The organism is Bradyrhizobium sp. SZCCHNRI3052 (assembly GCF_032484895.1).
GTDB lineage: Bacteria > Pseudomonadota > Alphaproteobacteria > Rhizobiales > Xanthobacteraceae > Bradyrhizobium.
In genome coordinates, this window is the sequence record NZ_JAUETW010000018.1 from 62162 (window position 1) to 84457 (window position 22296).

Sequence of the window (22296 nt, forward strand, 5' to 3'; positions counted from 1 at the left end):
GGGAAGATGGGCAACCGATCCACGCACCGCTTGGTCAGGCTCGACGGCGTAGACAGCGGCCATCTCAGATCGCCTTGATCTTGAAGAACGCGAACACGACCATCTTCAGCAGCATCCAGCCGTGGCGGAAGCGGGAGATCTGGGTTTCGCCATAGCTGCGCGCGGCGTAGCGGATCGGCAGGTCGATCGATTTCAGGTTCAGCTTGGAGGCGCCGAAGATCAGGTCGAAATCGCCGAACGGATCGAAATCGCCGAAATAGGCCTTGCCGGCCTTGAGCCTGACATAGTCGCTGCGGCGGAGCACCTTGGTGCCGCAGAGCGTATCGGTGTAGCGCTGGTTCAGGAGCCACGAGAACAGATAGGAGAAGGTCTTGTTGGCGATGAGGTTGAGGAACCGCATCGCGCCCTCGTCCATCGGATAGACCAGGCGCGAGCCGTTGATGAACTCGCCCTTGCCGGAACGCAGCGCCTCGAAGAATTTCGGCAGTTGCTCCGGCGGCATGGTGAGGTCGGCATCGAGGATCATCAGCACGTCGCCGCGCGCGGCGTCGAACGCGGTGAACACCGCGTCGGCCTTGCCCTTGCCGGGCTGGCGCATCAGCTTGATGTCGTGATCGGGGAATGCCGCGCGCACCCGCTCCATCTCCTCATAGGTACCGTCCTGGCTGTGGCCCTCGACGAAGATGATCTCGACATCGTTGCAGAACGCCGCGATGCGCCGGACCGCCGGCTCGATGTTGCCGCGCTCGTTGCGCGCGGGGATGACGACGGTGGCCGAGCGGACGTCGTCGCTCACGCAGCGCAGCGAACGCGACACCAGATAGTGCCGCAGCGCCAGCGCGCGCAGGCCCGGCAGCACGCTGAGGAAGCGGTTGGCGAAACGGCCGAAGCCGTAGAGCCGCAGCGGCGAGAGCACGCGCTGCTCTGACTTGACGGGATCGAAATCGGCCAGGTGCGCCAGGCTGCGCAGGTCGGCTGGCGACAGCACGTTCTGCTCCGGCTGCGGCATCCGCAGGCCCAGTGCTTCCGCAGCCTTCAGCAGCGGATACCAGAGGTGCGAGAAGTAGCCGATGACGAGTCGCGTCTCGCGCGTGCACAGCGGATGCAGCTGTTCGATGAACTGCTGGCAGTCGTCGAGCGAGCCGATGGTGTCGAGCACCAGGATGACGTCGAACGGGCCTGACACGGCGGCGAGTGTTGCCGGGTCCTCGGCATCGCCGACGACGAAGGTCAGGTGCGGATGCCGGGTGCGGGCGATCGCGATCTGCGCGTCGCTGAAGTCGATGCCGACGCCGTAGGACGGCTCGAGCGCGGCCAGGGTGTCGCCGAGGCCGCAGCCGATCTCCAGCACCCGGCTGCCCGGCGGAATCAGGAAACGCAGATAGCACGCGTCCTCGCCATGGAAGAACGATGCCTTGTCGCGCCAGCCCGCGCGTTCGGCAGCAAAGCGATTGGCATGCGCGAGGATGGCCGCCTTGCGCGGCGACAGCGGTCCGGGCGCAGGCGCCTCGCTTGCCGCGGCCGGTGGCCGCTCATGCTCGTCCTGCAGGACCTGACCATCCAACTCCGCCACTTGATACCATCCTCGTTTGGGGTTGCATCCTTCTAGGCCAGCCCGGTTGGGCGGAGTCAAGGCAAGTGACGAGGCGCTCGGCTCGCCACATTCGTCGCGGTGCTCACCCAGCAACCGGGCGCAGCGAAGCAGCCGACATCGTTCACGCGGCGCGTTCGCGCCCGAGTTTTGCGAGTCGTTCGCGCCCTCAAAATGCGAGGGCGCAGGGAAGGCCGGACCTCGACTGAGGCCCGTGGCCCGCCTGCGGAAAAAAATGCAGGCGGCAGGTACCACAGGTCCAGCCGGACAGATCCGGCCCTCCCTGCGCGATGGGTTGAACGTCTGCTCCGAGCTCTCCCCGGGGACCGGCTTGTTTGCCCCCGTCGCCTGCGCGACACGTCATGCCACACCGACTTAGCGCCAGCATCGGGGCGCCAGGACCACACGGCTTGAACGTCCGCGAGCTGTCCATCGTCCAGCGCATCAGCACCCGACAGACCCGCGGCCACCGCTCCCCGCCTCTACGTATCGTGACGACGCGTACGCCCCTCTGCATGAGGACGGGATGCGCGGATCAAACCATGATTTCTGAAAAATAGCAACAGAAATTTCGTTCATTCCGAATAATGGCCCACACAGCTCACCGCCCGCAGCAGAACTTGGATTTCTTGCCGCTGCCGCAGGGGCAGGGATCGTTGCGGCCGACCTTGGCCGCGCCGGCCGTCCGCTTCTGCTCTGTGACCACGGCCCGCGTGTCGCCCGAGACGAACCGCCAGGCGCCGTCGTCGTCGCGGCGGAACTGCGAGACCTCGTGGTGCTCGATGGTCCTGCCGCCCTCGCGATAGGTGGCGACGAAGCTGACCACGCCGTCAGCGTCGTCAGCCCCGCCGCGCGTCGTCGAGACGATGCGCAGGGAAAGCCAGGTCGCGCGCGTCGCCCAGTTATTTGCCGCGACGGCATCGAACGCGCGACGCTGGCCGGCCGCGAGCGTCGCTGCGATGTAGCCGATGTCGCCGCGCGTATAGGCTGTGTAGCGCGAGCGCATCAAAGCCTCGGCGGTCGGCGGCATCGCATCGCCACTGAGATAGGGACCGCAGCAGCGGTCGAAGGGAAGGCCTGAGCCGCAGGGACATGGCATGAAATTACGCTAGCACCGTTTCGGGGTTGATGAAATCTGACGGCGACGGCTGGCCTGCGGCCTTGGCCAGGAATAACGGTGGTTGTAACGAAACGAAGCCCATTCAGCTTGGAGGCTCGGAGCGTGAGGATAATGGTCGTGCGGCTCGTCTCGATCGTTGTCGCGCTGGTCGCCATGAACGCCGGTTACGGCGTCGCCGTCGAGCAGCCGGGACCCGATCGGATTTCGTCCATTCAGCGCGCCGTGTTTGCGGAGGGGCGGCTCTGGCTGCTCGATACCGGCGGCCGGCTGTCGAGCATGGCGGAGGGCGGTGAACGAAGCGACGTTGCTACGCCGGAGCCGGTGATCGAGTTATTCGTCCAGGATGGACGAGTGGCAATCGTGACTTGCCCGCAGGAGTTCTGCGTGCCGTGGACCTCCGTCGAGCGATGGACTGTGCGCCGACGGGATGGCGACGGTTGGGGAACGGTGGCCAATATCGCAACGAAGGGCGAGAAGTTCGTGGCCGCGACGTCCACCCTCTTGCTGACGGACAGCAGGATGATCGACCTGACCGGCGGTGAATTAGCGGAGACGGCACTTACATCGTCGTCCACGTCGTCGCGCGCCGCCCCAAGGCCGCTGAACGAGGGCAAGGATTTCAGGTTCGGCGGAGCCATCATGCTGCTGGAAGACGGCAGGACCATTGATCTCACCGAAGGCATGCCATGGGAGGCGGCTCCCCTCATGCCTTCCTCCAACCAAACGCTGGCACGCAAAAAGCCGTTGCGGAGATCGCCGGCCGCCAGCGTCCTCCTCACGGCGAAGCATGTCTTCGTCGGCTACAACGCCGGAGAATGGGGCGGCGGGCTGCAGCGGATCGATCGGATCACCGGGATCGTCTCCGATATCGACGATGTCGAGGGCGACCTGTGCGGCGGCAAGCTGAACCCCGAGTGCGATCCGGTCAACGGCATCGCAATCATTCCGTGGAAGCCGCATTGCATCGCCGTCGCGGTCGGGCTGATCCATATGGCCGCGCATGGGCGCATCGTGGAAGTGTGCGACGCCTCGATGCGGCAGCTCTATCAGCATGTCATCCAGGCACCGACGGATCAGACACCTGACGGGCGGACGCGGATCTCTTGGTTCGCCCAGACGACCGCATTCTTCGGGCTGCAGCGCCAGGGCGAGGATCTGCTCGCAATGGGACATGACGGCCTGTACCGGATCGGCCAGGGCGATGTGGTGCGACAGATTCCATTCCCAAACTTCAAGCCAATTGATGGCGTCGCGGTGAGTTTCGACATTCCTGGACTTGTGTTGCTGCTGACCACCGCCAACCGGCGCTTCTCGGTGAGCGGCAGCACGCCCATGCTGGTGCCGCGCTGAGTGTCACTCGCTCCGGCGAGGGATGACGCGCTCATGTTGAGGCTGGCCGCATAGACCATGTTCGACTATCGCACATCATCCGAACGGCTTGCGCGCCGGCCCACGCGTCGCGCCTCCGCTCACGCGCGAGTTGTGACTCCAAAGCCGCAGCTCGCGACTCTTCAGCTCGCACCGTCCCGCTACACGCGCCGCGCGGTTTCGAAACCGGCGAATCCGTGTTAACCATTGGTTAAGAACAAGGGTGTTGGGCAGATTGCTGACCGGCCCGGCCCCGCGCGGACCAGAACCTTCCGGGCGCCGCCTCATTACGCGGCGTCCGTGACCGCAGCCCACCGCATCATCGGCGGTTCAGGGCGCGTGAGATGCGAACGATTTCTTCGCGCGACGCCAGCCAGGCCGCAAGACACCTCAAGCCCGCCCTCGATGCGGGCCGCTGCTCACCTCCCGATCAGACGTGCACCCCGATGCCGGCGCGATCGGCGCTGCGTGCAAACGCAGCGTCGCGCCCATCACCACCGATTGGAGCAGCCCCGATGGCTGATGAGTCCGTAGTCGCATCCATCATTCCCTGGCAGCAGCCGAAGACGGCCAAGCCGCGTCCGAAGCGGGCCAAGGTCGTCAAGCCACGCCCGCGGCCCCGAGCCGACAAGGCCGAGAAGGCCAAGATGGCGGCGCTCGACGACGAGATGCTCGCGTCCGAGACGCTGATCATGCCGGATTTCCTGGACTACGTGAACGAGCCGGCGAAAGCTCCGGCCGTTGCCGAGGCGTCCCGCACGGGGGCGGCTGCCAGCGCGGCGGCCGCGGCGATCCCGGCCGCAGCGCCGCCGGCCACGATACCGCCGCGCGAAGCGTCGGCCGCGACCGAAGGCGAGGTCGTGCCGGCCGCCGCGCCGATCACGCCGGCAAAGCCCGCGCGCGCTGGCATCACCGCCTCGTCGGTCCTGCTGCAGCTGGCCGCACTGGCGCTGGCCGCGGTCGGCATGGCCATGAACGGCTGGTTCGCACACTCGCTCGGCTCGAACAGCACCGCGGGCTACATGTTTCTGGCGGTCGGCGTCACCGCCGACCTCGTCGCGCTGGTGATGCCGACCTGCGCCGCACGGCTGTGGCAGGCGCGCCACCGCGCCTCGGCACTGACCGGCTGGACGGTGTGGCTGATGACCTTCGTGTTCGCGGTCACCGCCGGCATCGGCTTCGCCTCCACCAACATCAGCGACGTCACCTTGGCGCGCGCCTCGCGCGTGACGCCCGCGGTGCAGGCCGCGCAGACGGCGCTCGCGGATGCAATGACCGCGCGCGACCGCGAGTGCAAGGGCGGCGTCGGCAAGTTCTGTCGGGAGCGCGAGGCTGCGGTCGCCGAGCGTCGCCTGGCGCTGGACGCGGCGATGTCCACGGTCAGCCAGACCGCCGATCCGCAGACCGAGGCCGCGATCAAGCTGGTGGCGTGGGTGTCGCGCGGCGTGGTGAAGCCCTCCGCCGACGACTTCGTCATGCTCCGCCTGATCCTGCTGGCGCTCCTGCCGCAGATCGGCGGCGTCCTGCTGATGGTCGGGCGGAGGGTATGAGAGTTCTTGTCGCCGCCGGCGATTGTTTCGCCGGGGTCGGCTCAGCGCCTGCTGCGGCCGCGTGAACGCTGCGGACGATGCGCGGCGCGCCACGCGCTCTCGAGCACGCCGCGCAGGCGAGCGGCGTCGACATCGGCGAGTGACACGGTGGTCCAGCCCTGATCACCCCATTTGTTCGGGACCCGGCGAAACACGCCGGGCTGCAGGCCGGCATGGTGCTCCTGCTCGTCGGGCGTGAGCAGGACGTTGGCGGATGTGCCATCGGCGGCGAGGGTCGCGAAGGTCCGGTGCAGCTTGAACGCGGTGCGATCGAAGTGAGGCGCCGCGGTCGTTCCGGCGAACGACAGGGCGAGAGCACGAAATTCGTCACCGGTCATCTCGACGCGCCTCGTGTGATCGTATTCGAACGATAGGACTAGCACCGGCCATGGCGGTCCGCCATACGGCGGACGTCGCGCCCTGCACGCAAACGTGAAGCCCCGGCATCCCGGGGCCTTGATGCAGGTCAAAACTATACGACCTCGTTTCTATATGGCTTGTCGCAGGATGGATCAGAGGAGAGCAGCCATGCCGGCACAGAGCACGATGCAGGTCTACCTGAACTGGGCCAGGGAGCGCCTCCACGAGATGGATGCCGCGCTGGAGTCGCTGGGGGTCAAGGCAGCCGAGGTCGAAGCAGCATCCAAGGTGAAGACCGAGGAGATCATGGCGGACTTGAAGAAGCGCCGCAGCGACCTCGAAGCCCTGCTCAAGACGCAGGCAGCGGCCGGCGAAGCCGCGATGGCCAGCGCGAAGACCGAGCTGGACGCGCACTGGGCCGGATTCGAGGCGCAGATGAAGGCCTATTTCGACGCCGCCGGCAAGCAGGCCGCCCAGCAGCAGGCGACCTTCAAGGACATCGCCGCCGCGCAGGCGACGGCATGGCGGGAGTCGGCTGACAGGTTTCGCGAGGCGGCGACCAAGGTGACGACGGTCGGCACGACCGATCTGGACGCCGTGCTGAAGCAGCTCAAATCCGACGCGGCAGAGGCCGGTGCCCATCTCGAGAAGCTGAAACAGACAGGCAGCGAATCCTGGTCGGTGCTCAGCGCCGCCCTGAGCGAATCCCGCAAGGCGTTCGATCAGGCCAATCAGGCAGCTTGGAATGCGTTGAAGGGGCCGGGCGGGAAGAGCTGAGGGCGGTACGGCCAGAACGCCGCGATCCATCATGGGGCGGCGTCGCGAAACGCGACGCGCCCCGCAGTCAACGGATGGACGAAATGTGACGGGGTCGAGGGAAGCCGCAGCACCGCCCCCAGGGCAAGCCTACCAGCGCGAGCGGACAGCGCCGCTCGGACTCACTCCCTGATCGAGTCACTGCCCTGCGCGCGGCCGAGATATTGTTTGGGAAGTGGTACTGCTCCGCCGGACTATCGCCGTAGATCGAATCAGTCCGATGCATGAAGACGCAGTAGCTCATGCAGGCAGCTTAACTGAGCGACTCGGATGGAAGCAAATGTCGCAGCCAGCCGAGATCGCCGTGTCGCTGTACTTAGGAGTACGACGCTGGACGTCGATGCACGGCGCCTGCAACCGGCTTGGGCCGTGCTTGAAGGGCCCATAGCCGACGTCGAACCAGGCGTCCGTCAGCCTCGCTTCGAACTACCTGGCGGTGGCGCGCCGCTCACGCCCGGACTGATCGCGAGCGTGGTGCCGGCGGCACCTCCCGCTTCATAGGCCGCCGTCGACACCATCCGGCTCGTGCTGCGCGCCGACCGCAGCTTCAGATCGAGCTTGTCGAACTCGGCATCGACCACCGAGGTCTTGAGCACGACCAGCCCGCGGCCGCTGCTCTGGTTGATCTGATCCCGGGCCGCCTTCATCGCCGCCAGGCGGTCGGCGATCGACACCACCATGCCGAGGGCGAAGGAGGCATTGGCGAGATGCCGGTCCTGGTGCCGGAACCGGCGGTACTCGGCCGAGGTCTTGTAGCGGCCGAGTTCGGCGCGCACGGCGTTGTCGATCAGTTCCGCCAGGTAGTGCGCAACCTCGACATCCGCGGGGAGACCGAAGAACACATAGCTCGCTTCGCCGGCCGGATTCTTCTCGCGCCAGACCCGGCAATCGCAGAAATGCGCGATCGCGCCGATGCAGTCATCGAGCGGAATGCGCTTCTTGCGATGGGTCTCATAGACCTTGCGCTCGCACGCCGACGCGCGCAGCTCGAGGTCGGACAGCGACAGGTCGTGGCGATCGAGCAGTTCGGCGACCTTGGCGGCCGCGGACAGCGCCTCGTCCTCGGTGCAGCCATTGGCGATGGTCTTGGCGCGCAGCGCCTGAATGCGGGATTTCAGCTTGTCGAGCGCAACAGGATCGGAAGCGGCAGGATCGAACGTCTGGCTCACCGCTCAAGGCCCATGACAAGCCCCGCCGGGAGGTGGCCGAGGGAGGAACTGGCGGAGAGGGAGGGATTCGAACCCCCGATAGGCTTGCACCTATGCCGCATTTCGAGTGCGGTGCATTCAACCACTCTGCCACCTCTCCAGGCGCAAATCAGGGGCGAGCCCCCGGGTCGGGCGTCGTTCTAGGGCACGATGCGGGGGGTGACAAGGCAGCCGGTCGAAATTTTCCCGGGGCTCGCGCATGCGCGCGCCATTGCGGTCCGCTCGGGGAAGCGGACCGCACGCGGCGGCTGAACGGCTACACCGCTCGGCCCCGCGCTCCGAAGGCCCCAGACTGACGCGGGCCTTCGAACCCGCTGGTCTGCGCCGCGCTCGTCAGCGGAACAGGTCGAAATGGTAGTTCAAGCCGAGCCGCACGGAGTGAATCTTGGCCGCTCGCCAGTCCGGCAGATCGTCGTGCTTGAGGTCGGTGTAGAGGTACTCGAGCTTGGCCGACCATTTCGGCAGGAACGCCCATTCGGCGCCGCCGCCCGCGGTCCAGCCCATCTTCATCTTGTGGGTCGGCCCGTCCTTCAACTCGCCGGCCGCAAGACCCGCCGTACCATACAGCCACAGGCGCTGGTCGAGCACCGCGATGCCGGCGCGCGCGCGGCCGGAGGTGAGCCAGGGCATGCTGACGGCCGGATTGACGAGGTCGGCCTTGCGCGAGAGACCGGTGAATTCGAGATCGTTCTCGATGCCGACCACGAACATCGGCGAGATCTGGTAGTTGTAGCCGGCCTGCAGGCCGCCGATCACGCCGGACAGCTTACCGCCATTGGCGCCGGCGGCGTTCGTGAAGGAGTCGTTTCCGGTGAAGGCGCCGCCGACATTGGCGCCGGCATAGAAGCCGGTCCAGGAAAACGGTGCTGGTGCGGCGGCATAGGCCGGCGCCTTGTAGGTGGTCGCCGCCAGGTCGGCTGCCTCTGCCCCGCCGAGGCCCAGCGCCGCCGCCGCCACCGCCACCGCCACCGCCGCCGCCGCCGCCACCGCAGCCATCCAGCCTCTCGCCCGTCTGATCATCATGTCCTCACACTCCACCCGGCGCGAGATTGCGCCGTCAAATCCCACCCCATTTGGGATGTCAATTCATAAACCGACTAGACGGTTTGTAAATGGACTTGATTTATACCGACGACGATTTTCTCCTGCCGTTGCGGACGCGGCGGCTGGCGACGGAGGCCAGGAGACAAAGGTGGGACCGCCGTACGCTGACACATACCGGCGGTCCCGTGTCGCTACATCTTGGGGAAACCGACGGAAGAGACGGGGGTCAATCCGGCCGGCCTGAGCGACGCCGGCGACCCTGGGCCATCTGCGCGTGCATCGCAATGCGAACCGTTCCTTAACCTAACCAGTCAAGGTTACCGGGTTCCAGGCCATCCGACTGGTTGTACGGCGGTTTTCCGCACGTCCGGGAGCGCGGAGGCGCCCTGCTGCAGTGCGGCACGCCTCCCCCCTCTCCGGACCGCCGAGAGACATGGTGCGGCGCGCCAATGCTCAATCCTTCTTTTTCTTGGCCGCCTTCTTGTCGTCGGCCTTGTCCTCCTTGGCCTTGTCGTCCCTGTCTCTGCGGCCGTTCTCCTTGCGGCGGTTGGTAAAGCGGGCATTGCCCAGGCCGGTGCCGATGGTCAGCACGCCCCAGCGCTCGAACTCCTGCATGAACGGCACCTCGGAGAGGCCCTGCACGACGCCGTCATTGTGCATCAGCACCGCGGTGTCGTGATCACCGATCATCGGGATCGCCTCGACCAGGCTAGCCGGCAGGTTGAACTTGCTGCTCTCCCAATTGCCCGGCAGGTTCTGTGCGCCCTTCTCGATCGAGCCGTCCTCGTTGATGACGCCGGGACAAGCGATGCCGATGAAGGGCGCCAGCCGCAGGCCCTCGGCGTCCGCCTCCTCGATCAGCTCCTTCAGCATCTTGGCGAGCCGCTTGACCGCACCTTCCCGCGTGGGTTCGTCATCGGCATGGCGCCAGAGATCGGACTTCCACACCGACGCTTTCGACAGGTCCGGGGCCTTCTTGCGCGCGGTCTCGACCACGCCGCAGCGGATGTTGGTGCCGCCGATATCGACCGCCAGGATGCTGTCATGGGCCTCGAAGATCCAGGACGGCGCCAGATGCAGTGCGCCGATCAAGCCGGCATCGTCGGGATGGTAGCGGATCGGCTCCAGCTCGACGCCAAAACCCTCGTCCTTGAGGATGATCTCGGTGCGCGCGATCGCGAGCTCGCCGAGGCGAGAGTCGCGAAAGCCGCCGCCGACCACGATGCATTCGGTCTTGGCCCAGGCCTTGGTGCGCAGGAAGCGCCGGGTGACGTGGGCGAGCTCCTGGGCGAATTCCTCGATCGCGGAGTGCACCACGGCCGAGGCCTCGGTGTCGTCGCCGACCAGGATGGCGTCCAGCGCCTTCTTGCTGATGGTCTCGCTGTCCTCGTCGCCGAACGGATCCTTGCCGGATTTGCGCAACGGCTTGCGCCAGCGCTCCAGGATCTTGCGAAAGGCGCCCTTGGAGGCGCGGTCGCCGAGGAAGCCGTCCTCGTCCTTGAGCTCGATGTTGAAGCTGTCGATCTCGACCGTCGGCAGCCGCGCGGCGCCGTGGCGGGCGATGCCCGTGGTGGTCATGACGTCGTCGGCCATGCGATCCTGCCCTGTTGTGCATTGGGTCCGGACAACGGCGGAGGGAACAGTTGGTTGCGGGTCCGGTGCGCCGGGTCGAGCGAATGGCGGCCGGGGGTCGGCGGGGCCCGGGCATCCCGTCCGAGCGGCAACCGGCCATTCACCTTGACTCGCCGGCTCACGCCGCTATAAGCGCCCGATCGACCGGCGCGGGCGTTCCTGCGCCGTTTGTCGTTGCGCCCTTTCTTGAGGCCTCAAAGCCTCGGGCGCGACTTCCGGCTCCAATCGGGCCGGACCACATGAACCATAACGACTGAACAAGAAGCCGACCCGGAGCCATCGCGCTCTGAGGCCGGGATCGAACACGAAGGATGAGAACGATGTTCGCAGTCATCAAGACCGGCGGCAAGCAATACCGCGTCGCCCCGGATGATGTGCTCGAGATTGGCAAGATCGACGGTGAGCCCGGAACGATCGTGCAGCTGAACGAGGTGCTGGTGGTCGGCGGTGATACGCCGGTGCTGGGCATCCCCGCGGTGGCCGGCGCGTCCGTGGCCGTCGAGGTGCTGGACCACAAGCGCGGCCCCAAGGTGATCGCGTTCAAGAAGCGCCGCCGCAAGAATTCGCGCCGCAAGCGCGGCTACCGGGACGAGCTGACCTTGATCCGCGTCTCGGAGATCCTGACCGACAACGCCAAGCCGACCAAGGGCCCGCGCCCGAAGAAGGTCAAGGCGGAAGCCCCGGCGGCCGACGCCGCCGAGTAAGCGTGCCGGCGCGCGTCTCGCGCGCCGCACCGGCTTGACCTCATCGCGCGTGGATTTTTCGTCCGCGCAGGTTGCAAATGTGAATGATCCCTTAGCGGAATCGCGCTAAAGGTGATCGCAAGAGATCGGAGACGAGCGATGGCTCATAAAAAGGCAGGCGGTTCATCCCGCAACGGACGCGACTCCAAGGGCAAGCGCCTCGGCATCAAGGCGTTCGGCGGCGAGCGCGTGATTCCCGGCAACATCATTGCGCGTCAGCGCGGCACCACCTGGCATCCCGGCCTCAACGTCGGCATGGGCACGGACCACACGATCTTCGCGAAAATCGAGGGCGTCGTCGAGTTCCATGACCGTGCCAACCGCACGTTCATCTCGGTACGTCCGGTACTCGCCGAGGCTGCTGAGTAGAATACGGTGGAACAATTCGCGTCCGCCGGGTCCTGACAAACCGGCGGAGCGCCAGATGGCTCCAGGGGAGGCGGGACAACCGGCCTCCCCTTTTCATTTTCGCTGATCAGTTGATCCCGAAGCGTCGATGGAGCCCGACATGCTGCAGGACATCACCACTCCCACCTTGCGCGAGGCGAGACCTTGCGTCCTCGAAACCTCCCGGCTGACGCTGCGTGCGCCGGTGCTCGCGGACGTGACAGCCATCGCCCGGCTCGCCGACGACCGTGTTATCGCCGAGAATACCCGCCGCCTGCCGCATCCCTATTCGGAGGTCGATGCCGCTCGCTTCGTTCGCGCGCTGGAACAGACGGGTGAGACCGCCTTCCTGATCGAGCATCTGGACACGCCGATCGGCATGGTCGGGATCAATCGAGCAGCAACGGGCCGTGCCGAGCTCGGCTACTGGCTGGGCGTTGCGCATTGGGGCCGCGGCTTCGGCACCGAAGCCGCGCGCGCCGCGATCGACCATTTCTTCGAGACGAGCGAGGACAATTCGCTGATCGGGCACGCCCGCGTCAGCAACCCAGCCTCGCGCAACATCCTGGAAAAGTGCGGCTTCCAATGGACCGGCGTCGAGCTGCACCGCTTCGAGGTGATCGGCTCCTCCGCCCCGGTCGACGCCTTCCGCCTGACCCGCGGCGTCTGGTCCTCGCTGAAGGCCTGGGCCAATGCGGGGCGGCGGAGTTAGGCCGGGCCACCCTCCCCGCCTCACGTGTCGCTTCGCTCCGCGTGAGGCGACCCTCCCCCTCCAGGGGAGGGTCGCATCTCAGGCCGGCGGATTCACCGCACCCTGGCCCTGCCCCAGGCTGCGCTCGCGCAGATAGATGTACAGCCCCGCGCCGATGATGATGGTGGCGCCGATGATGGTGGCGGGATGCGGCACGTCACCGAACACGACGAAGCCGAACAGCACGGCCCAGACGATCATCGTGTACTGATAGGGCACGACCACCGAGGCCGGCGCCAGCTTGAGCGAGCGGTTGACGCAGAACAGCGCGGTCACCGAGATGAGGCCGGCGGCGGCGAACAGCACCAGGCTGCCGGGCGTCGGCGTCACCCAGCCGAACGAGGACATCGCGGCGCCGAGCAGGAAGGTCCCGACGAACTGCGACGACGCCATCACGATGTCCGGCGTCGCGCGCAGACTGCGCGTGATCAGCATCAGCACCGCGAACGACAGACTGCCGCCGAGCGCGATCAAGGCCGGCAGGCTGAAGGTCTGCGCCGAGGGCCGCAGCGCGATCAGCACGCCGCAGAAGCCGATCAGGATCGCGGTCCAGCGCCGCCAGCCGACATGCTCGCGCAGCACCAGCGCCGACAGCGCGGTGACGAAGATGGGCCCGGCGAGATAGTAGGTGATGACGTCGGCGAGCGGCAGATAGACGGTGGCGAGGAAGAACGCCGCGACCTCCAACGTCGACAGGATCACGCGCACGAGCTGCAGCCAGGGGCGCTCGAGCTGCAGGAACGCGGCGCGGTTGCGCCAGATGAACGGTACGAGCAAGAGCAGCGCCGCACAGGCGCGCAGCCACAGGAGTTGGCCGACGGCATAGGTCGACACCAGGAACTTGCCGAGGGCGTCGCCGAACGAGAACATCGCAATCGACAGCAGCATCAGGCCGATGCCGGCCAGCCGCGCCGAGCGCTCATCGTTGGCGGTGGAGATTCGGGACAGCACGCTCATGATGGGGCTGCCTTATCAGGCACGCCGCCGCGGCTCCAGCCCTTCCGCATGGCGCGTCATGCAGCCCTGCTGCAACCCCTGCGCACGCCTTGTCCACGTGCTGCGCAGCGCGGCTTTACCGCTCGAAATTAAGGCTTCGGGCCGAATTAAACCCATTCCGCGGTTGCCGTGGGGACCCGCCTCGCCTACGTAGGGCGCATCATGAAATTCCTCGATGAAGCCAAGGTCTATGTGCGCTCCGGCGACGGCGGCAACGGTTGCGTTGCGTTCCGGCGCGAGAAGTTCATCGAGTTCGGTGGGCCGAACGGCGGCAATGGCGGCCGCGGCGGCGACGTGATCATCGAGGCCGTCGACGGCCTCAACACCCTGATCGACTACCGCTACCAGCAGCATTTCAAGGCCCAGAAGGGCGAGAACGGCATGGGCAAGGACCGCCATGGCGCCGGCGGCAAGTCCGTGGTGCTCAAGGTTCCCGTCGGCACCCAGATCTTCGACGAGGATCGCGAGACGCTGATCCACGACTTTACCGCGGTGGGCGAGCGCTTCGTGCTGGCCGAGGGCGGCAATGGCGGCTTCGGCAACGCCCATTTCAAGTCGCCGACCAACCGGGCGCCGCGCAACGCCAATCCCGGCCAGCCCGGCGAGGAGCGCTGGATCTGGCTGCGCATGAAGCTGATCGCCGATGCCGGCCTGGTCGGCCTGCCCAATGCCGGCAAGTCGACCTTCCTGTCCAAGGTCTCCGCCGCCAAGCCGAAGATCGCCGACTATCCGTTCACCACGCTGCATCCGCAGCTCGGCGTCGTGAACGCCGACGGCCGCGAGTTCGTGCTGGCGGACATTCCCGGCCTGATCGAGGGCGCGCATGAGGGCGCCGGCCTCGGCGACCGTTTCCTCGGCCATGTCGAGCGCTGCCGTGTGCTGCTGCACCTGGTCGATGCCACCTGCGAGCACGCCGGCAAGGCCTACAAGACCGTGCGGCACGAGCTCGAAGCCTATGGCGGCGAGCTGACCGACAAGGTCGAGATCGTCGCGCTGAACAAGATCGACGCGGTCGATCCGGACGAGCTGAAGAAGCAGAGGGACCGGCTGAAGCGCGCCGCCAAGAAGACGCCGCTGCTGATTTCCGGCGCCACGGGCGAAGGCGTCAAGGAAGCTTTGCGCAAGCTCGCCGACGTGGTCGGCGAACAGCCTGTGTCCCTCAAGGCCAAGAGCACGACCGAGAGCGCCGCGACCGAGGAGCCGTGGGCGGCCCCAACGTCACCGCAGGGTTGAACTGAAGCCAACCTTGCCTCGCAGGCCCTCGCTTGCGACACTCGCCGCCATCCATCAACACTTGAGCCCCGTCCCGTGCGGACCGCGTGTCAGCCACGCACCTCTCATCACGATGCGAGGGCTCGAACCGACCCCGTTCACGCCATGGCACCCCGTCTCGAAAATTTCCGCCGCATCGTCGTCAAGGTCGGCTCGTCGCTGCTGGTCGATTCCGAGGCCGGCGAGGTCCGCGCCTCCTGGCTCGCCGCGCTGGCGGCCGACATCGCCCGGCTCCACAGCCGCGGCTGCGAGCTGCTGGTCGTATCCTCGGGCTCGATCGCGCTCGGCCGGAGCCGATTGAAGCTGCCGCGCGGACCGCTGAAGCTGGAGGAGAGCCAGGCGGCCGCCGCGGTCGGCCAGATCGCGCTGGCGCGGACCTGGTCGGAGGTGCTCGGCGCTCATGGCGTCAGTGCCGGCCAGATCCTGGTGACGCTGCAGGACACCGAGGAGCGCCGGCGTTATCTCAACGCCCGTTCGACCATCGCCAAGCTCCTGGAATGGCGCGCGGTGCCGGTCATCAATGAGAACGACACGGTCGCGACCGCCGAGATCCGCTATGGCGACAATGATCGCCTCGCCGCCCGTGTCGCGACCATGGCGAGCGCCGATCTGCTGGTGCTGCTGTCCGATATCGACGGCCTCTACACCGCGCCGCCCGCGCAGGATCCGAATGCGCGGCTGATCCCCGTGGTCGAGAGCGTCACCGCCGACATCGAGGCCATGGCCGGCAGCGCGGCTTCCGAGTTTTCGCGCGGCGGCATGCGCACGAAGATCGAAGCCGCCAAGATCGCCACCACTGGCGGCACCCACATGCTGATCGCCTCCGGCAAGATCGAGCACCCGCTGGCCGCGATCGCCAATGGCGGCCGTTGCACCTGGTTCCTGACGCCGGCAAACCCCGTCACCGCGCGCAAACGCTGGATCGCGGGTTCACTGGAGCCGAAGGGCACGCTGACGATCGACGCCGGCGCCGTGACCGCGCTGCGGGCGGGCAAAAGCCTCTTGCCGGCCGGCGTCATCCGTGTCGATGGCCAGTTCGCCCGCGGCGATGCCGTGGTGGTGCGCGGCCCCGACACCCATGAGATCGGCCGCGGCCTCGTTGCCTATGACGCCGACGATGCCGAGCGGATCAAGGGCCGTTCGTCGCCGGACGTGGCCGTCATCCTCGGCATCTCCGGCCGCGCCGAGATGATCCATCGCGACGATCTGGTGATCGGCCCGGCAGGTGCCGGTCAGGTCTGAGACCGCGGCACCAGCGTTCGCAAACGGCCGAATTCCGTGCTACTGGAGAGCCTTAATTCAAGGTTGAAACGCCCATGACCGCGCCTTTGAAAGCCATCGACGGCAGCGCCGATCTGCCTGCGCTGATGAACGACCTCGCCAAGCAGGCGCGCGCCGCCGCGCGCGTGCTGTCGCTGGCGCCGGCCGCGCAGAAGAACCGGGCGCTGGAGGCGATGGAGCGGCTGATCCGGGCCCGCGCGGACACGATCATCGCCGCCAATGCCGAGGACGTGGTCGAGGCCAAGGCCGCCGGCATCACTTCCTCCTTCCTCGATCGCCTGACCTTGACCCCGGCCCGCGTCGCCGCGATGGCCGACGGCATCGCCGCTGTGCGCGAGGTCGCCGATCCCATCGGCATCGTCACCGAGAGCTGGCAGCGGCCGAACGGCATGACCATCGAGCGCGTGCGGGTGCCGCTCGGCGTGATCGGCGTGATCTTCGAGAGCCGCCCCAACGTGGCGGCCGATGCCGGCGTGCTGTGCCTGAAGTCCGGCAATGCGGTGATCCTGCGCGGCGGCTCGGACTCGTTCCGCTCCTGCCGCGCCATTCACGAATGCCTGGTCGAAGGCCTGCGCGAGGCGGGCCTGCCAGACGCGGCGATCACGCTGGTGCCGACGCGCGATCGTGCCGCCGTCGGCCTGCTGCTGTCCGGCCTGAACGGCGGCGTCGACGTCATCGTGCCGCGCGGCGGCAAGAGCCTCGTCGCCCGCGTCGAGGCCGAGGCACGTGTGCCGGTGTTCGCGCATCTCGAAGGCGTCAACCACGTCTATGTCGACGGCGCCGCCGACCTGGAGATGGCCAAGTCGATCGTGCTGAACGCCAAGATGCGCCGCACCGGCGTCTGCGGCGCGGCAGAGACGCTGCTGGTCGATCGCGCGGCCGCCGACAAGATCAAGCCGCTGGTCGACATGCTAATTGGCGCCGGCTGCGAGGTGCGGGGCGATGAGGTCGTGTGCGCGGCCGATGCGCGGGTGAAGCCGGCCAGCAACGAGGACTGGGACACCGAATATCTCGACGCGATCATCGCCGCGAAGGTCGTCGACGGCGTGGAGGGCGCGATCGCCCACATCCACGCGCACGGCTCACACCACACCGACGCGATCGTCACCGATGACAATGCGGCCGCCGACAAGTTCCTCAACGAGGTCGACTCTGCGATCGTGCTGCACAACGCCTCGACCCAGTTCGCCGACGGCGGCGAGTTCGGTTTCGGCGCCGAGATCGGCATCGCCACGGGCAAGTTCCATGCGCGCGGCCCCGTCGGCGTCGAGCAGCTCACCAGCTTCAAATATCGCATCCACGGCACCGGGCAGACGCGGCCATGACGGCCGCATCCTGTGGTTGAGTTGCACGAGCAGCAGGCGGGGGCAGCCGTGACCGACGCCACAGCCATGCGCCTTGCGATCCGCCAGGCGCTGCCGCCCCACAGTGATGGCATGCGCATCGGCCTGCTCGGCGGCTCGTTCAATCCGCCGCACCAGGCGCACCGCGCGATCAGCCTGTTCGCGCTGAAGCGGCTGCAGCTGGACCGTGTCTGGTGGCTGGTGACACCGGGCAATCCGCTCAAGAACAATGGCGGGCTGCATGCGCTGGCCGAACGCGCCGAGGCGGCGCGCAAGGTGGCCGCCGATCCGCGCATCGAGATCAGCTGTCTCGAATCCGTCATCGGCACCCGCTACACTGCCGACACGATCGATTATCTGCGCCGGCGTGCATCGCGCTTGCGCTTCGTGTGGATCATGGGCGCTGACAATCTCGCGCAGTTCCATCGCTGGCAGAAGTGGCGGCACATCGCGGCCCAGGTTCCGATGGCCGTGGTCGATCGTCCGCCCCGCAGCTTCCGCGCCCTGAACGCGCCCGCCGCACGCGCCCTGGCGCGGTATCGCATTCCCGAAGCGCAAGCCAGCCGTCTGGCCGACCGCGCCGCTCCAGCCTGGGTCTACCTCACCGGCCTCAAGCTCAGCCTGTCCTCGACGGGCCTGAGGAACCCGGACGGCAGTTGGAAGTCGTTCTGAAAGGCCGCGCGTTCGCCATCGCGCGCGGCATCGGATATGCATGGAACTTGCCGTCTCCGCTACGGTCCGAAGCGGGGACGGCCTGGACGCTGTCGGGCCGGACGACCGGGTACTGGATTGTTGAAACCCTTAACCCCACATGCCTAATATGGTCAGCAGGCCGGGTTGGATTCGGCCTGCGATACAGTGAAAGGAATGGTCCCTGACCACATCTGTATTGTCCCAGTCGGCCTTACCGAAGACGAAGGCAACGACTACCAAGTCGGCGACTGCCAAGTCAGCGCGTAAGACGTCGACCCAAGATGCGGCCTTGCAGGCGCAACCCGACGCCGACAAGACCCTGCGCACGATCCTCTCCCGCCTCGAAGATATGAAGGCGGAGGAGACGGTCACGATCGATCTTCACGGCAAATCGGCGTATTCCGACTACATGGTCATTACTACGGGCCGCTCGAACCGGCACGTCGGATCGATCGCGGAAAACGTCGCCAAGGGCCTGAAGGAAGCCGGCACCAAGAAACTCCACATCGAGGGCCTGCCCAATTGCGATTGGGTGCTGATCGATTCCGGCGACGTGATCGTGCACGTGTTTCGACCCGAGGTTCGCGAGTTCTACAATCTCGAGCGATTGTGGACTCAAGGGCCGAACCCGGCCAAGGCGGTCTAGGCGGTCCCACGCCGCGACGGATGCGAATCGTGCGGCGCACGTGCTAGTCGGGTGCGCATGCGCCTGATCGTGGTCGCCATCGGCCGGTTGAAGCAGGGTCCCGAGCGGGAGCTCGCGGAGCGCTACCGCGAGCGTTTCGACGACATCGGCCGCAAGCTCGGCTTTCGCGGCCTCGACATCCATGAAATCCCGGAAAGCCGCGGGCGCGATGCGGCGACGCGCATGACCGAGGAGGCCTCCGCGATATCGGCGGCGATCCCCGACAAGTCCGTGCTCGTCTGTCTCGACGAGCGTGGCCGGAACGTCGACAGTACAACTTTTGCGGGTTATCTTGGGCGCTGGCGGGACGAAGGCATTCCGGCTGCCGTCTTCGCAATCGGCGGCGCCGACGGACTTTCGCCCGATTTGCGGCGCAGAGCCAAGCTTGGGGTTGCGTTTGGCGCCGCCACCTGGCCGCACCAGATCGTCCGCGTCCTGCTGCTCGAGCAGATTTACCGTACTGCTACGATCCTTGCCGGTCACCCCTATCACCGCGCTTGAACAAGGGACGATGGGAGCACAATAAGGACCTCGATGTTCGCTGCGCGGCCCCTCTCCTGCTTCCCAAGACCTGTCCGCAGCGGCCGGTCCTGCCGCGCGTCGCTCATCGCGCTCGTGGTGGTCTTTTCCGGATGTCCGGCGCTGGCGCAGAGCGGACTCCGGCCATCCATCCCCGGCACCGCGTCACCGACGCCGGTCACCCCGGAGCAGTTGAAGCAGCGCGAACAGGAGCTCGAGGCCGCCCGCGCGGCCCAGAAGGCCGCCGCCGAGGCCCAGGAGCGGCTGAAGGCCGACATCGCCGCGCTCGGCGAGGACCGCGGCAAGCTCAATCAGCAGCTGATCGACGTCGCGGCGCAGGTGCGTAGCGTCGAAGTGCGGGTTGGCGAGGCCGAAACGCGGCTGCGCGGGCTCGACGGCCGCGAGCAGGATCTGCGGACGTCGCTGGAAGCCCGGCGGACCGAGATCATCGAGGTTCTGGCCGCTCTGCAGCGCGCCGGCCGCCGCACCCCGCCGGCCCTGCTGGTCCGTCCCGAGGACGCGCTGCAGTCATTGCGCACGGCGATGCTGCTGGGTTCGGTGATCCCCGAGATGCGCAGCCGCGCCGAAAAGCTCTCGACCGATCTCGGCGAGCTCGTCGCCATCCGCAAGACGATCGCCAGCGAACGCGACAAGCTCGCCGGCGACCGCGACAGGCTGCGCACCGATCAGACCCGTCTCGCCGCCTTGGTGGAGGAACGCCAGCGCAAGCAGAGTTCGGCCGAGAAGGACATGGAAGCCGAAAGCGCGCGCGCCGCCGTGCTGGCGCAGCAGATCGACTCGCTGCAGGGACTGATCACGACGATGGAGCTGGACCTCAAGAGCGCGGCCAAGGCTGCCTCGACGGCGAGCCTGCAGGGGGTGCCGGTCAACAGCAAGCCGGACGCGAATGCGCTGCGCAACCCGGGCCGCAAGGCGCCCGCGATCGCGTTCGCCTCGACCAAGGGCATGCTGACGTTTCCTGTCAACGGCACCAAGATCCGCGAATTTGGCGCATCGGACGGTGCGGGCGGCTCGGATAAAGGCATTTCTTTGGCAACCCGGCCAGGGGCTCAGGTCACAACCCCGTGTGATGGCTGGGTTGTGTATGCGGGTCCCTTCCGTAGCTACGGACAACTCTTGATCCTCAACGCCGGTGGCGGGTATCATGTCCTGATCGCCGGGATGGAGCGCATTTCCGTCAACATCGGGCAGTTTGTTCAGACGGGAGAGCCGGTCGCGATCATGGGTAACAGCTCCCAGGTTGCCTCCATTCTCGCTACCAACGCGAGTCAACCAGTGCTCTATGTCGAGTTCCGTAAGGACGGCACTCCAATCGATCCAGGCCCATGGTGGGCCGCAAATGAAGGCGAAAAGGTACGCGGATGATGCGTAAGACTTCGGTAATTCTCCTGAGCGCGGCCACCGGTGCGGCATTGACCCTGTTCGTCTCGCAACCGCGCGCGGTGTTGATGGGATCGACGGCGCGCGCCGCGACCGCCGATACCTATCGCCAGCTCAACCTGTTCGGCGACGTGTTCGAGCGGGTGCGCAGCGATTATGTCGAGAAGCCCGACGATTCGAAGCTGGTCGAGTCCGCGATCAGCGGCATGCTCTCGGGCCTCGATCCGCATTCGAGCTACATGGATGCGAAGAGCTTCCGCGACATGCAGGTGCAGACCCGCGGCGAGTTCGGCGGCCTCGGCATCGAGGTGACGATGGAAGACGGCCTGATCAAGGTGGTGTCGCCGATCGACGATACGCCGGCCTCGAAGGCGGGCATCCAGGCTAACGACATCATCACCAATCTCGACGACGAAGCCGTGCAGGGCCTGACCCTCAACCAGGCGGTCGAGAAGATGCGCGGCCCGGTCGGCACCAAGATCAAGCTGAAGGTCGTGCGCAAGGGCGCCGACAATCCGCTCGACGTGACATTGACCCGCGACAACATCCGCGTCCGCTCGGTGCGCTCGCGCACCGAGAGCGACGACATCGCCTATATCCGCATCACCACCTTCAACGAGCAGACCACCGAGGGCCTGAAGAAGAGCATCGCCGACCTGCAGAACCAGATCGGTGACAAGCTGAAGGGCTACATCATCGACCTGCGCAACAACCCGGGCGGCCTGCTCGAGGAGGCGGTCACCGTCTCCGACGCGTTCCTGGAGCGCGGCGAGATCGTCTCGACCCGCGGCCGCAATGCCGAGGAGACGCAGCGCCGCGCGGCACATGCGGGCGACCTCACCAAGGGCAAGCCGGTCATCGTGCTGATCAATGGCGGCTCGGCGTCGGCGTCGGAGATCGTGGCTGGCGCGCTGCAGGACCACAAGCGCGCGACGCTGGTCGGCACCCGCTCGTTCGGCAAGGGCTCGGTGCAGACCATCATCCCGCTCGGCGCCGGCAACGGCGCGCTGCGACTGACCACCGCGCGCTACTACACGCCGTCGGGCAAGTCGATCCAGGCCAAGGGCATCGTGCCCGACATCGAGGTGCTGCAGGACGTGCCGGATGAGCTGAAGTCGCGCACCGACACCAAGGGCGAGGCGTCGCTGCGCGGCCATCTGAAGAACGACGGCGACGAGAAGACCGGCTCGCAGTCCTACGTGCCGCCGGACACCAAGGACGACAAGGCGCTCAAAATGGCCGCCGACCTGCTCCACGGCATCAAGAACAGCGCCAACACCCCGGCGCCGACCGAGAAGGCCGCGGCCGACAAGCCGGCCAAGGCGGCAAACTGAGGTCGCCAACTGAGCGGCAGCCGACCGACGCGAATCAGGTTTGAAGGGCGGCCTCCGGGCCGCCCTTCTTTTTTGGACGGCTTCTTGGTTTGCCGCTCCGCCGATCTACGGGCTTGCGGACACCGGCCCTGCGTCCGAATCCCCGCCGTGGTATCGTCGACCC

The 22296-nt window shown here is 66.8% G+C and carries 21 protein-coding genes, 1 tRNA gene and 1 pseudogene; 14 read left to right on the forward strand and 9 right to left on the reverse strand.

Annotated elements, in window-relative coordinates; genetic code table 11:
* Nucleotides 1-64 precede the first annotated feature (64 nt).
* Together QW887_RS32255 and QW887_RS32260 are read right to left on the reverse strand one after the other, a co-directional pair.
* Nucleotides 65-1573 carry a bifunctional class I SAM-dependent methyltransferase/glycosyltransferase family 2 protein gene (locus QW887_RS32255; RefSeq protein ID WP_316195928.1) on the reverse strand — a complete coding sequence of 503 codons (1509 nt, stop codon included), beginning with the start codon at nucleotides 1571-1573 and terminating at the stop codon, nucleotides 65-67.
* A 619-nt stretch (nucleotides 1574-2192) separates the two neighbouring features.
* Nucleotides 2193-2690: a YchJ family protein gene (locus QW887_RS32260; protein ID WP_315715960.1), complete on the reverse strand. Its 498-nt coding sequence runs from the start codon at nucleotides 2688-2690 to the stop codon at nucleotides 2193-2195.
* Nucleotides 2691-2822: 132 nt separating this feature from the next.
* Here QW887_RS32260 and QW887_RS32265 point away from each other — a divergent pair, with 132 nt between their 5' ends.
* Nucleotides 2823-4061, forward strand: a complete 1239-nt coding sequence (locus QW887_RS32265; protein WP_315715959.1) for a hypothetical protein — start codon at nucleotides 2823-2825, stop codon at nucleotides 4059-4061.
* Between the two features lie 533 nt (nucleotides 4062-4594).
* Complete coding sequence (locus QW887_RS32270) at nucleotides 4595-5629, forward strand: hypothetical protein (protein ID WP_315750659.1); 1035 nt, start codon at nucleotides 4595-4597, stop codon at nucleotides 5627-5629.
* Nucleotides 5630-5670: 41 nt separating this feature from the next.
* Here the strand turns inward: QW887_RS32270 and QW887_RS32275 are convergent, their stop codons facing one another.
* Complete coding sequence (locus QW887_RS32275; RefSeq protein WP_316195931.1) at nucleotides 5671-6006, reverse strand: MmcQ/YjbR family DNA-binding protein; 336 nt, start codon at nucleotides 6004-6006, stop codon at nucleotides 5671-5673.
* A gap of 190 nt (nucleotides 6007-6196) precedes the next feature.
* Between QW887_RS32275 and QW887_RS32280 the strand changes: the two genes are divergently transcribed.
* Entirely contained in the window at nucleotides 6197-6805 is a 609-nt protein-coding gene (locus QW887_RS32280) for a hypothetical protein (RefSeq protein ID WP_315716186.1), read from the forward strand.
* Between the two features lie 185 nt (nucleotides 6806-6990).
* On the opposite strand, the pseudogene QW887_RS32285 reads toward QW887_RS32280, so the two are convergent.
* The 5 genes and pseudogenes from QW887_RS32285 to QW887_RS32305 form a co-directional block, all read right to left on the reverse strand.
* A pseudogene (locus QW887_RS32285) lies at nucleotides 6991-7088 on the reverse strand (restriction endonuclease); the annotation flags it as partial.
* A gap of 166 nt (nucleotides 7089-7254) precedes the next feature.
* On the reverse strand, nucleotides 7255-8013 hold the full coding sequence (locus tag QW887_RS32290; protein WP_316195933.1) for a DUF2786 domain-containing protein: 759 nt from the start codon (nucleotides 8011-8013) through the stop codon (nucleotides 7255-7257).
* 49 nt (nucleotides 8014-8062) lie between these two features.
* Nucleotides 8063-8152 (reverse strand) — tRNA-Ser (locus QW887_RS32295).
* A 233-nt stretch (nucleotides 8153-8385) separates the two neighbouring features.
* Nucleotides 8386-9048 carry an outer membrane protein gene (locus tag QW887_RS32300; RefSeq protein ID WP_410052641.1) on the reverse strand — a complete coding sequence of 221 codons (663 nt, stop codon included), beginning with the start codon at nucleotides 9046-9048 and terminating at the stop codon, nucleotides 8386-8388.
* 501 nt (nucleotides 9049-9549) lie between these two features.
* Nucleotides 9550-10689, reverse strand: a complete 1140-nt coding sequence (locus QW887_RS32305; protein ID WP_315750655.1) for an ROK family protein — start codon at nucleotides 10687-10689, stop codon at nucleotides 9550-9552.
* Nucleotides 10690-11048: 359 nt separating this feature from the next.
* On the opposite strand from QW887_RS32305, the gene rplU reads away from it, so the two are divergent.
* The 3 genes from rplU to QW887_RS32320 all read left to right on the forward strand — a co-directional run bounded on the left by rplU (nucleotide 11049) and on the right by QW887_RS32320 (nucleotide 12570).
* The gene (gene rplU / locus QW887_RS32310) at nucleotides 11049-11432 is read left to right on the forward strand and encodes a 50S ribosomal protein L21 (RefSeq protein WP_315715953.1); all 384 of its coding nucleotides are present in this window, start codon (nucleotides 11049-11051) and stop codon (nucleotides 11430-11432) included.
* Nucleotides 11433-11570: 138 nt separating this feature from the next.
* Nucleotides 11571-11840, forward strand: a complete 270-nt coding sequence (gene rpmA / locus QW887_RS32315; protein ID WP_315750651.1) for a 50S ribosomal protein L27 — start codon at nucleotides 11571-11573, stop codon at nucleotides 11838-11840.
* 139 nt (nucleotides 11841-11979) lie between these two features.
* A complete protein-coding gene (locus QW887_RS32320) occupies nucleotides 11980-12570 on the forward strand; it encodes a GNAT family N-acetyltransferase (protein WP_316173383.1) in 591 nt (196 codons plus the stop codon).
* A gap of 78 nt (nucleotides 12571-12648) precedes the next feature.
* Here QW887_RS32320 and QW887_RS32325 read toward each other — a convergent pair whose 3' ends face one another.
* Nucleotides 12649-13566: a DMT family transporter gene (locus QW887_RS32325; protein WP_316195936.1), complete on the reverse strand. Its 918-nt coding sequence runs from the start codon at nucleotides 13564-13566 to the stop codon at nucleotides 12649-12651.
* A gap of 201 nt (nucleotides 13567-13767) precedes the next feature.
* Between QW887_RS32325 and obgE the strand changes: the two genes are divergently transcribed.
* The 8 genes from obgE (at nucleotide 13768) to QW887_RS32365 (ending at nucleotide 22133) form a co-directional block, all read left to right on the forward strand.
* Nucleotides 13768-14838 carry a GTPase ObgE gene (obgE, locus tag QW887_RS32330; protein WP_315715949.1) on the forward strand — a complete coding sequence of 357 codons (1071 nt, stop codon included), beginning with the start codon at nucleotides 13768-13770 and terminating at the stop codon, nucleotides 14836-14838.
* Between the two features lie 144 nt (nucleotides 14839-14982).
* Nucleotides 14983-16119 (forward strand): glutamate 5-kinase, encoded by a 1137-nt coding sequence (gene proB, locus QW887_RS32335; protein ID WP_316173384.1) that lies wholly within the window; start codon nucleotides 14983-14985, stop codon nucleotides 16117-16119.
* A gap of 74 nt (nucleotides 16120-16193) precedes the next feature.
* The gene (locus tag QW887_RS32340) at nucleotides 16194-17483 is read left to right on the forward strand and encodes a glutamate-5-semialdehyde dehydrogenase (RefSeq protein WP_316173385.1); all 1290 of its coding nucleotides are present in this window, start codon (nucleotides 16194-16196) and stop codon (nucleotides 17481-17483) included.
* A 66-nt stretch (nucleotides 17484-17549) separates the two neighbouring features.
* The gene (locus QW887_RS32345) at nucleotides 17550-18173 is read left to right on the forward strand and encodes a nicotinate-nucleotide adenylyltransferase (RefSeq protein ID WP_315716185.1); all 624 of its coding nucleotides are present in this window, start codon (nucleotides 17550-17552) and stop codon (nucleotides 18171-18173) included.
* A gap of 310 nt (nucleotides 18174-18483) precedes the next feature.
* Entirely contained in the window at nucleotides 18484-18840 is a 357-nt protein-coding gene (rsfS, locus tag QW887_RS32350) for a ribosome silencing factor (protein WP_315715946.1), read from the forward strand.
* Between the two features lie 57 nt (nucleotides 18841-18897).
* A complete protein-coding gene (gene rlmH / locus QW887_RS32355) occupies nucleotides 18898-19380 on the forward strand; it encodes a 23S rRNA (pseudouridine(1915)-N(3))-methyltransferase RlmH (RefSeq protein WP_316173387.1) in 483 nt (160 codons plus the stop codon).
* Nucleotides 19381-19413: 33 nt separating this feature from the next.
* Nucleotides 19414-20784, forward strand: coding sequence for a murein hydrolase activator EnvC family protein (locus tag QW887_RS32360; RefSeq protein WP_316173389.1), 1371 nt, complete (start codon nucleotides 19414-19416; stop codon nucleotides 20782-20784).
* Nucleotides 20781-22133, forward strand: coding sequence for a S41 family peptidase (locus QW887_RS32365; RefSeq protein WP_315715943.1), 1353 nt, complete (start codon nucleotides 20781-20783; stop codon nucleotides 22131-22133). The genes QW887_RS32360 and QW887_RS32365 overlap by 4 nt, the downstream gene beginning before the upstream one ends.
* Nucleotides 22134-22296 lie beyond the last annotated feature (163 nt).

What these genes read in the sequence shown, in the direction of transcription:
- rlmH (WP_316173387.1), top strand. Translation starts at nt 18,898, where the DNA reads ATGCGCCTGATCGTGGTCGCCATCGGCCGGTTGAAGCAGGGTCCCGAG.
- rplU (WP_315715953.1), top strand. Translation starts at nt 11,049, where the DNA reads ATGTTCGCAGTCATCAAGACCGGCGGCAAGCAATACCGCGTCGCCCCG.
- obgE (WP_315715949.1), top strand. Translation starts at nt 13,768, where the DNA reads ATGAAATTCCTCGATGAAGCCAAGGTCTATGTGCGCTCCGGCGACGGC.
- QW887_RS32360 (WP_316173389.1), top strand. Translation starts at nt 19,414, where the DNA reads ATGTTCGCTGCGCGGCCCCTCTCCTGCTTCCCAAGACCTGTCCGCAGC.
- QW887_RS32300 (WP_410052641.1), bottom strand. Translation starts at nt 9,048, where the DNA reads ATGGCTGCGGTGGCGGCGGCGGCGGCGGTGGCGGTGGCGGTGGCGGCG.
- QW887_RS32365 (WP_315715943.1), top strand. Translation starts at nt 20,781, where the DNA reads ATGATGCGTAAGACTTCGGTAATTCTCCTGAGCGCGGCCACCGGTGCG.
- QW887_RS32260 (WP_315715960.1), bottom strand. Translation starts at nt 2,690, where the DNA reads ATGCCATGTCCCTGCGGCTCAGGCCTTCCCTTCGACCGCTGCTGCGGT.
- QW887_RS32305 (WP_315750655.1), bottom strand. Translation starts at nt 10,689, where the DNA reads ATGGCCGACGACGTCATGACCACCACGGGCATCGCCCGCCACGGCGCC.
- QW887_RS32275 (WP_316195931.1), bottom strand. Translation starts at nt 6,006, where the DNA reads ATGACCGGTGACGAATTTCGTGCTCTCGCCCTGTCGTTCGCCGGAACG.
- QW887_RS32265 (WP_315715959.1), top strand. Translation starts at nt 2,823, where the DNA reads ATGGTCGTGCGGCTCGTCTCGATCGTTGTCGCGCTGGTCGCCATGAAC.
- rpmA (WP_315750651.1), top strand. Translation starts at nt 11,571, where the DNA reads ATGGCTCATAAAAAGGCAGGCGGTTCATCCCGCAACGGACGCGACTCC.
- QW887_RS32345 (WP_315716185.1), top strand. Translation starts at nt 17,550, where the DNA reads ATGCGCCTTGCGATCCGCCAGGCGCTGCCGCCCCACAGTGATGGCATG.
- proB (WP_316173384.1), top strand. Translation starts at nt 14,983, where the DNA reads ATGGCACCCCGTCTCGAAAATTTCCGCCGCATCGTCGTCAAGGTCGGC.
- QW887_RS32320 (WP_316173383.1), top strand. Translation starts at nt 11,980, where the DNA reads ATGCTGCAGGACATCACCACTCCCACCTTGCGCGAGGCGAGACCTTGC.
- QW887_RS32280 (WP_315716186.1), top strand. Translation starts at nt 6,197, where the DNA reads ATGCCGGCACAGAGCACGATGCAGGTCTACCTGAACTGGGCCAGGGAG.
- QW887_RS32270 (WP_315750659.1), top strand. Translation starts at nt 4,595, where the DNA reads ATGGCTGATGAGTCCGTAGTCGCATCCATCATTCCCTGGCAGCAGCCG.
- QW887_RS32340 (WP_316173385.1), top strand. Translation starts at nt 16,194, where the DNA reads ATGACCGCGCCTTTGAAAGCCATCGACGGCAGCGCCGATCTGCCTGCG.
- QW887_RS32325 (WP_316195936.1), bottom strand. Translation starts at nt 13,566, where the DNA reads ATGAGCGTGCTGTCCCGAATCTCCACCGCCAACGATGAGCGCTCGGCG.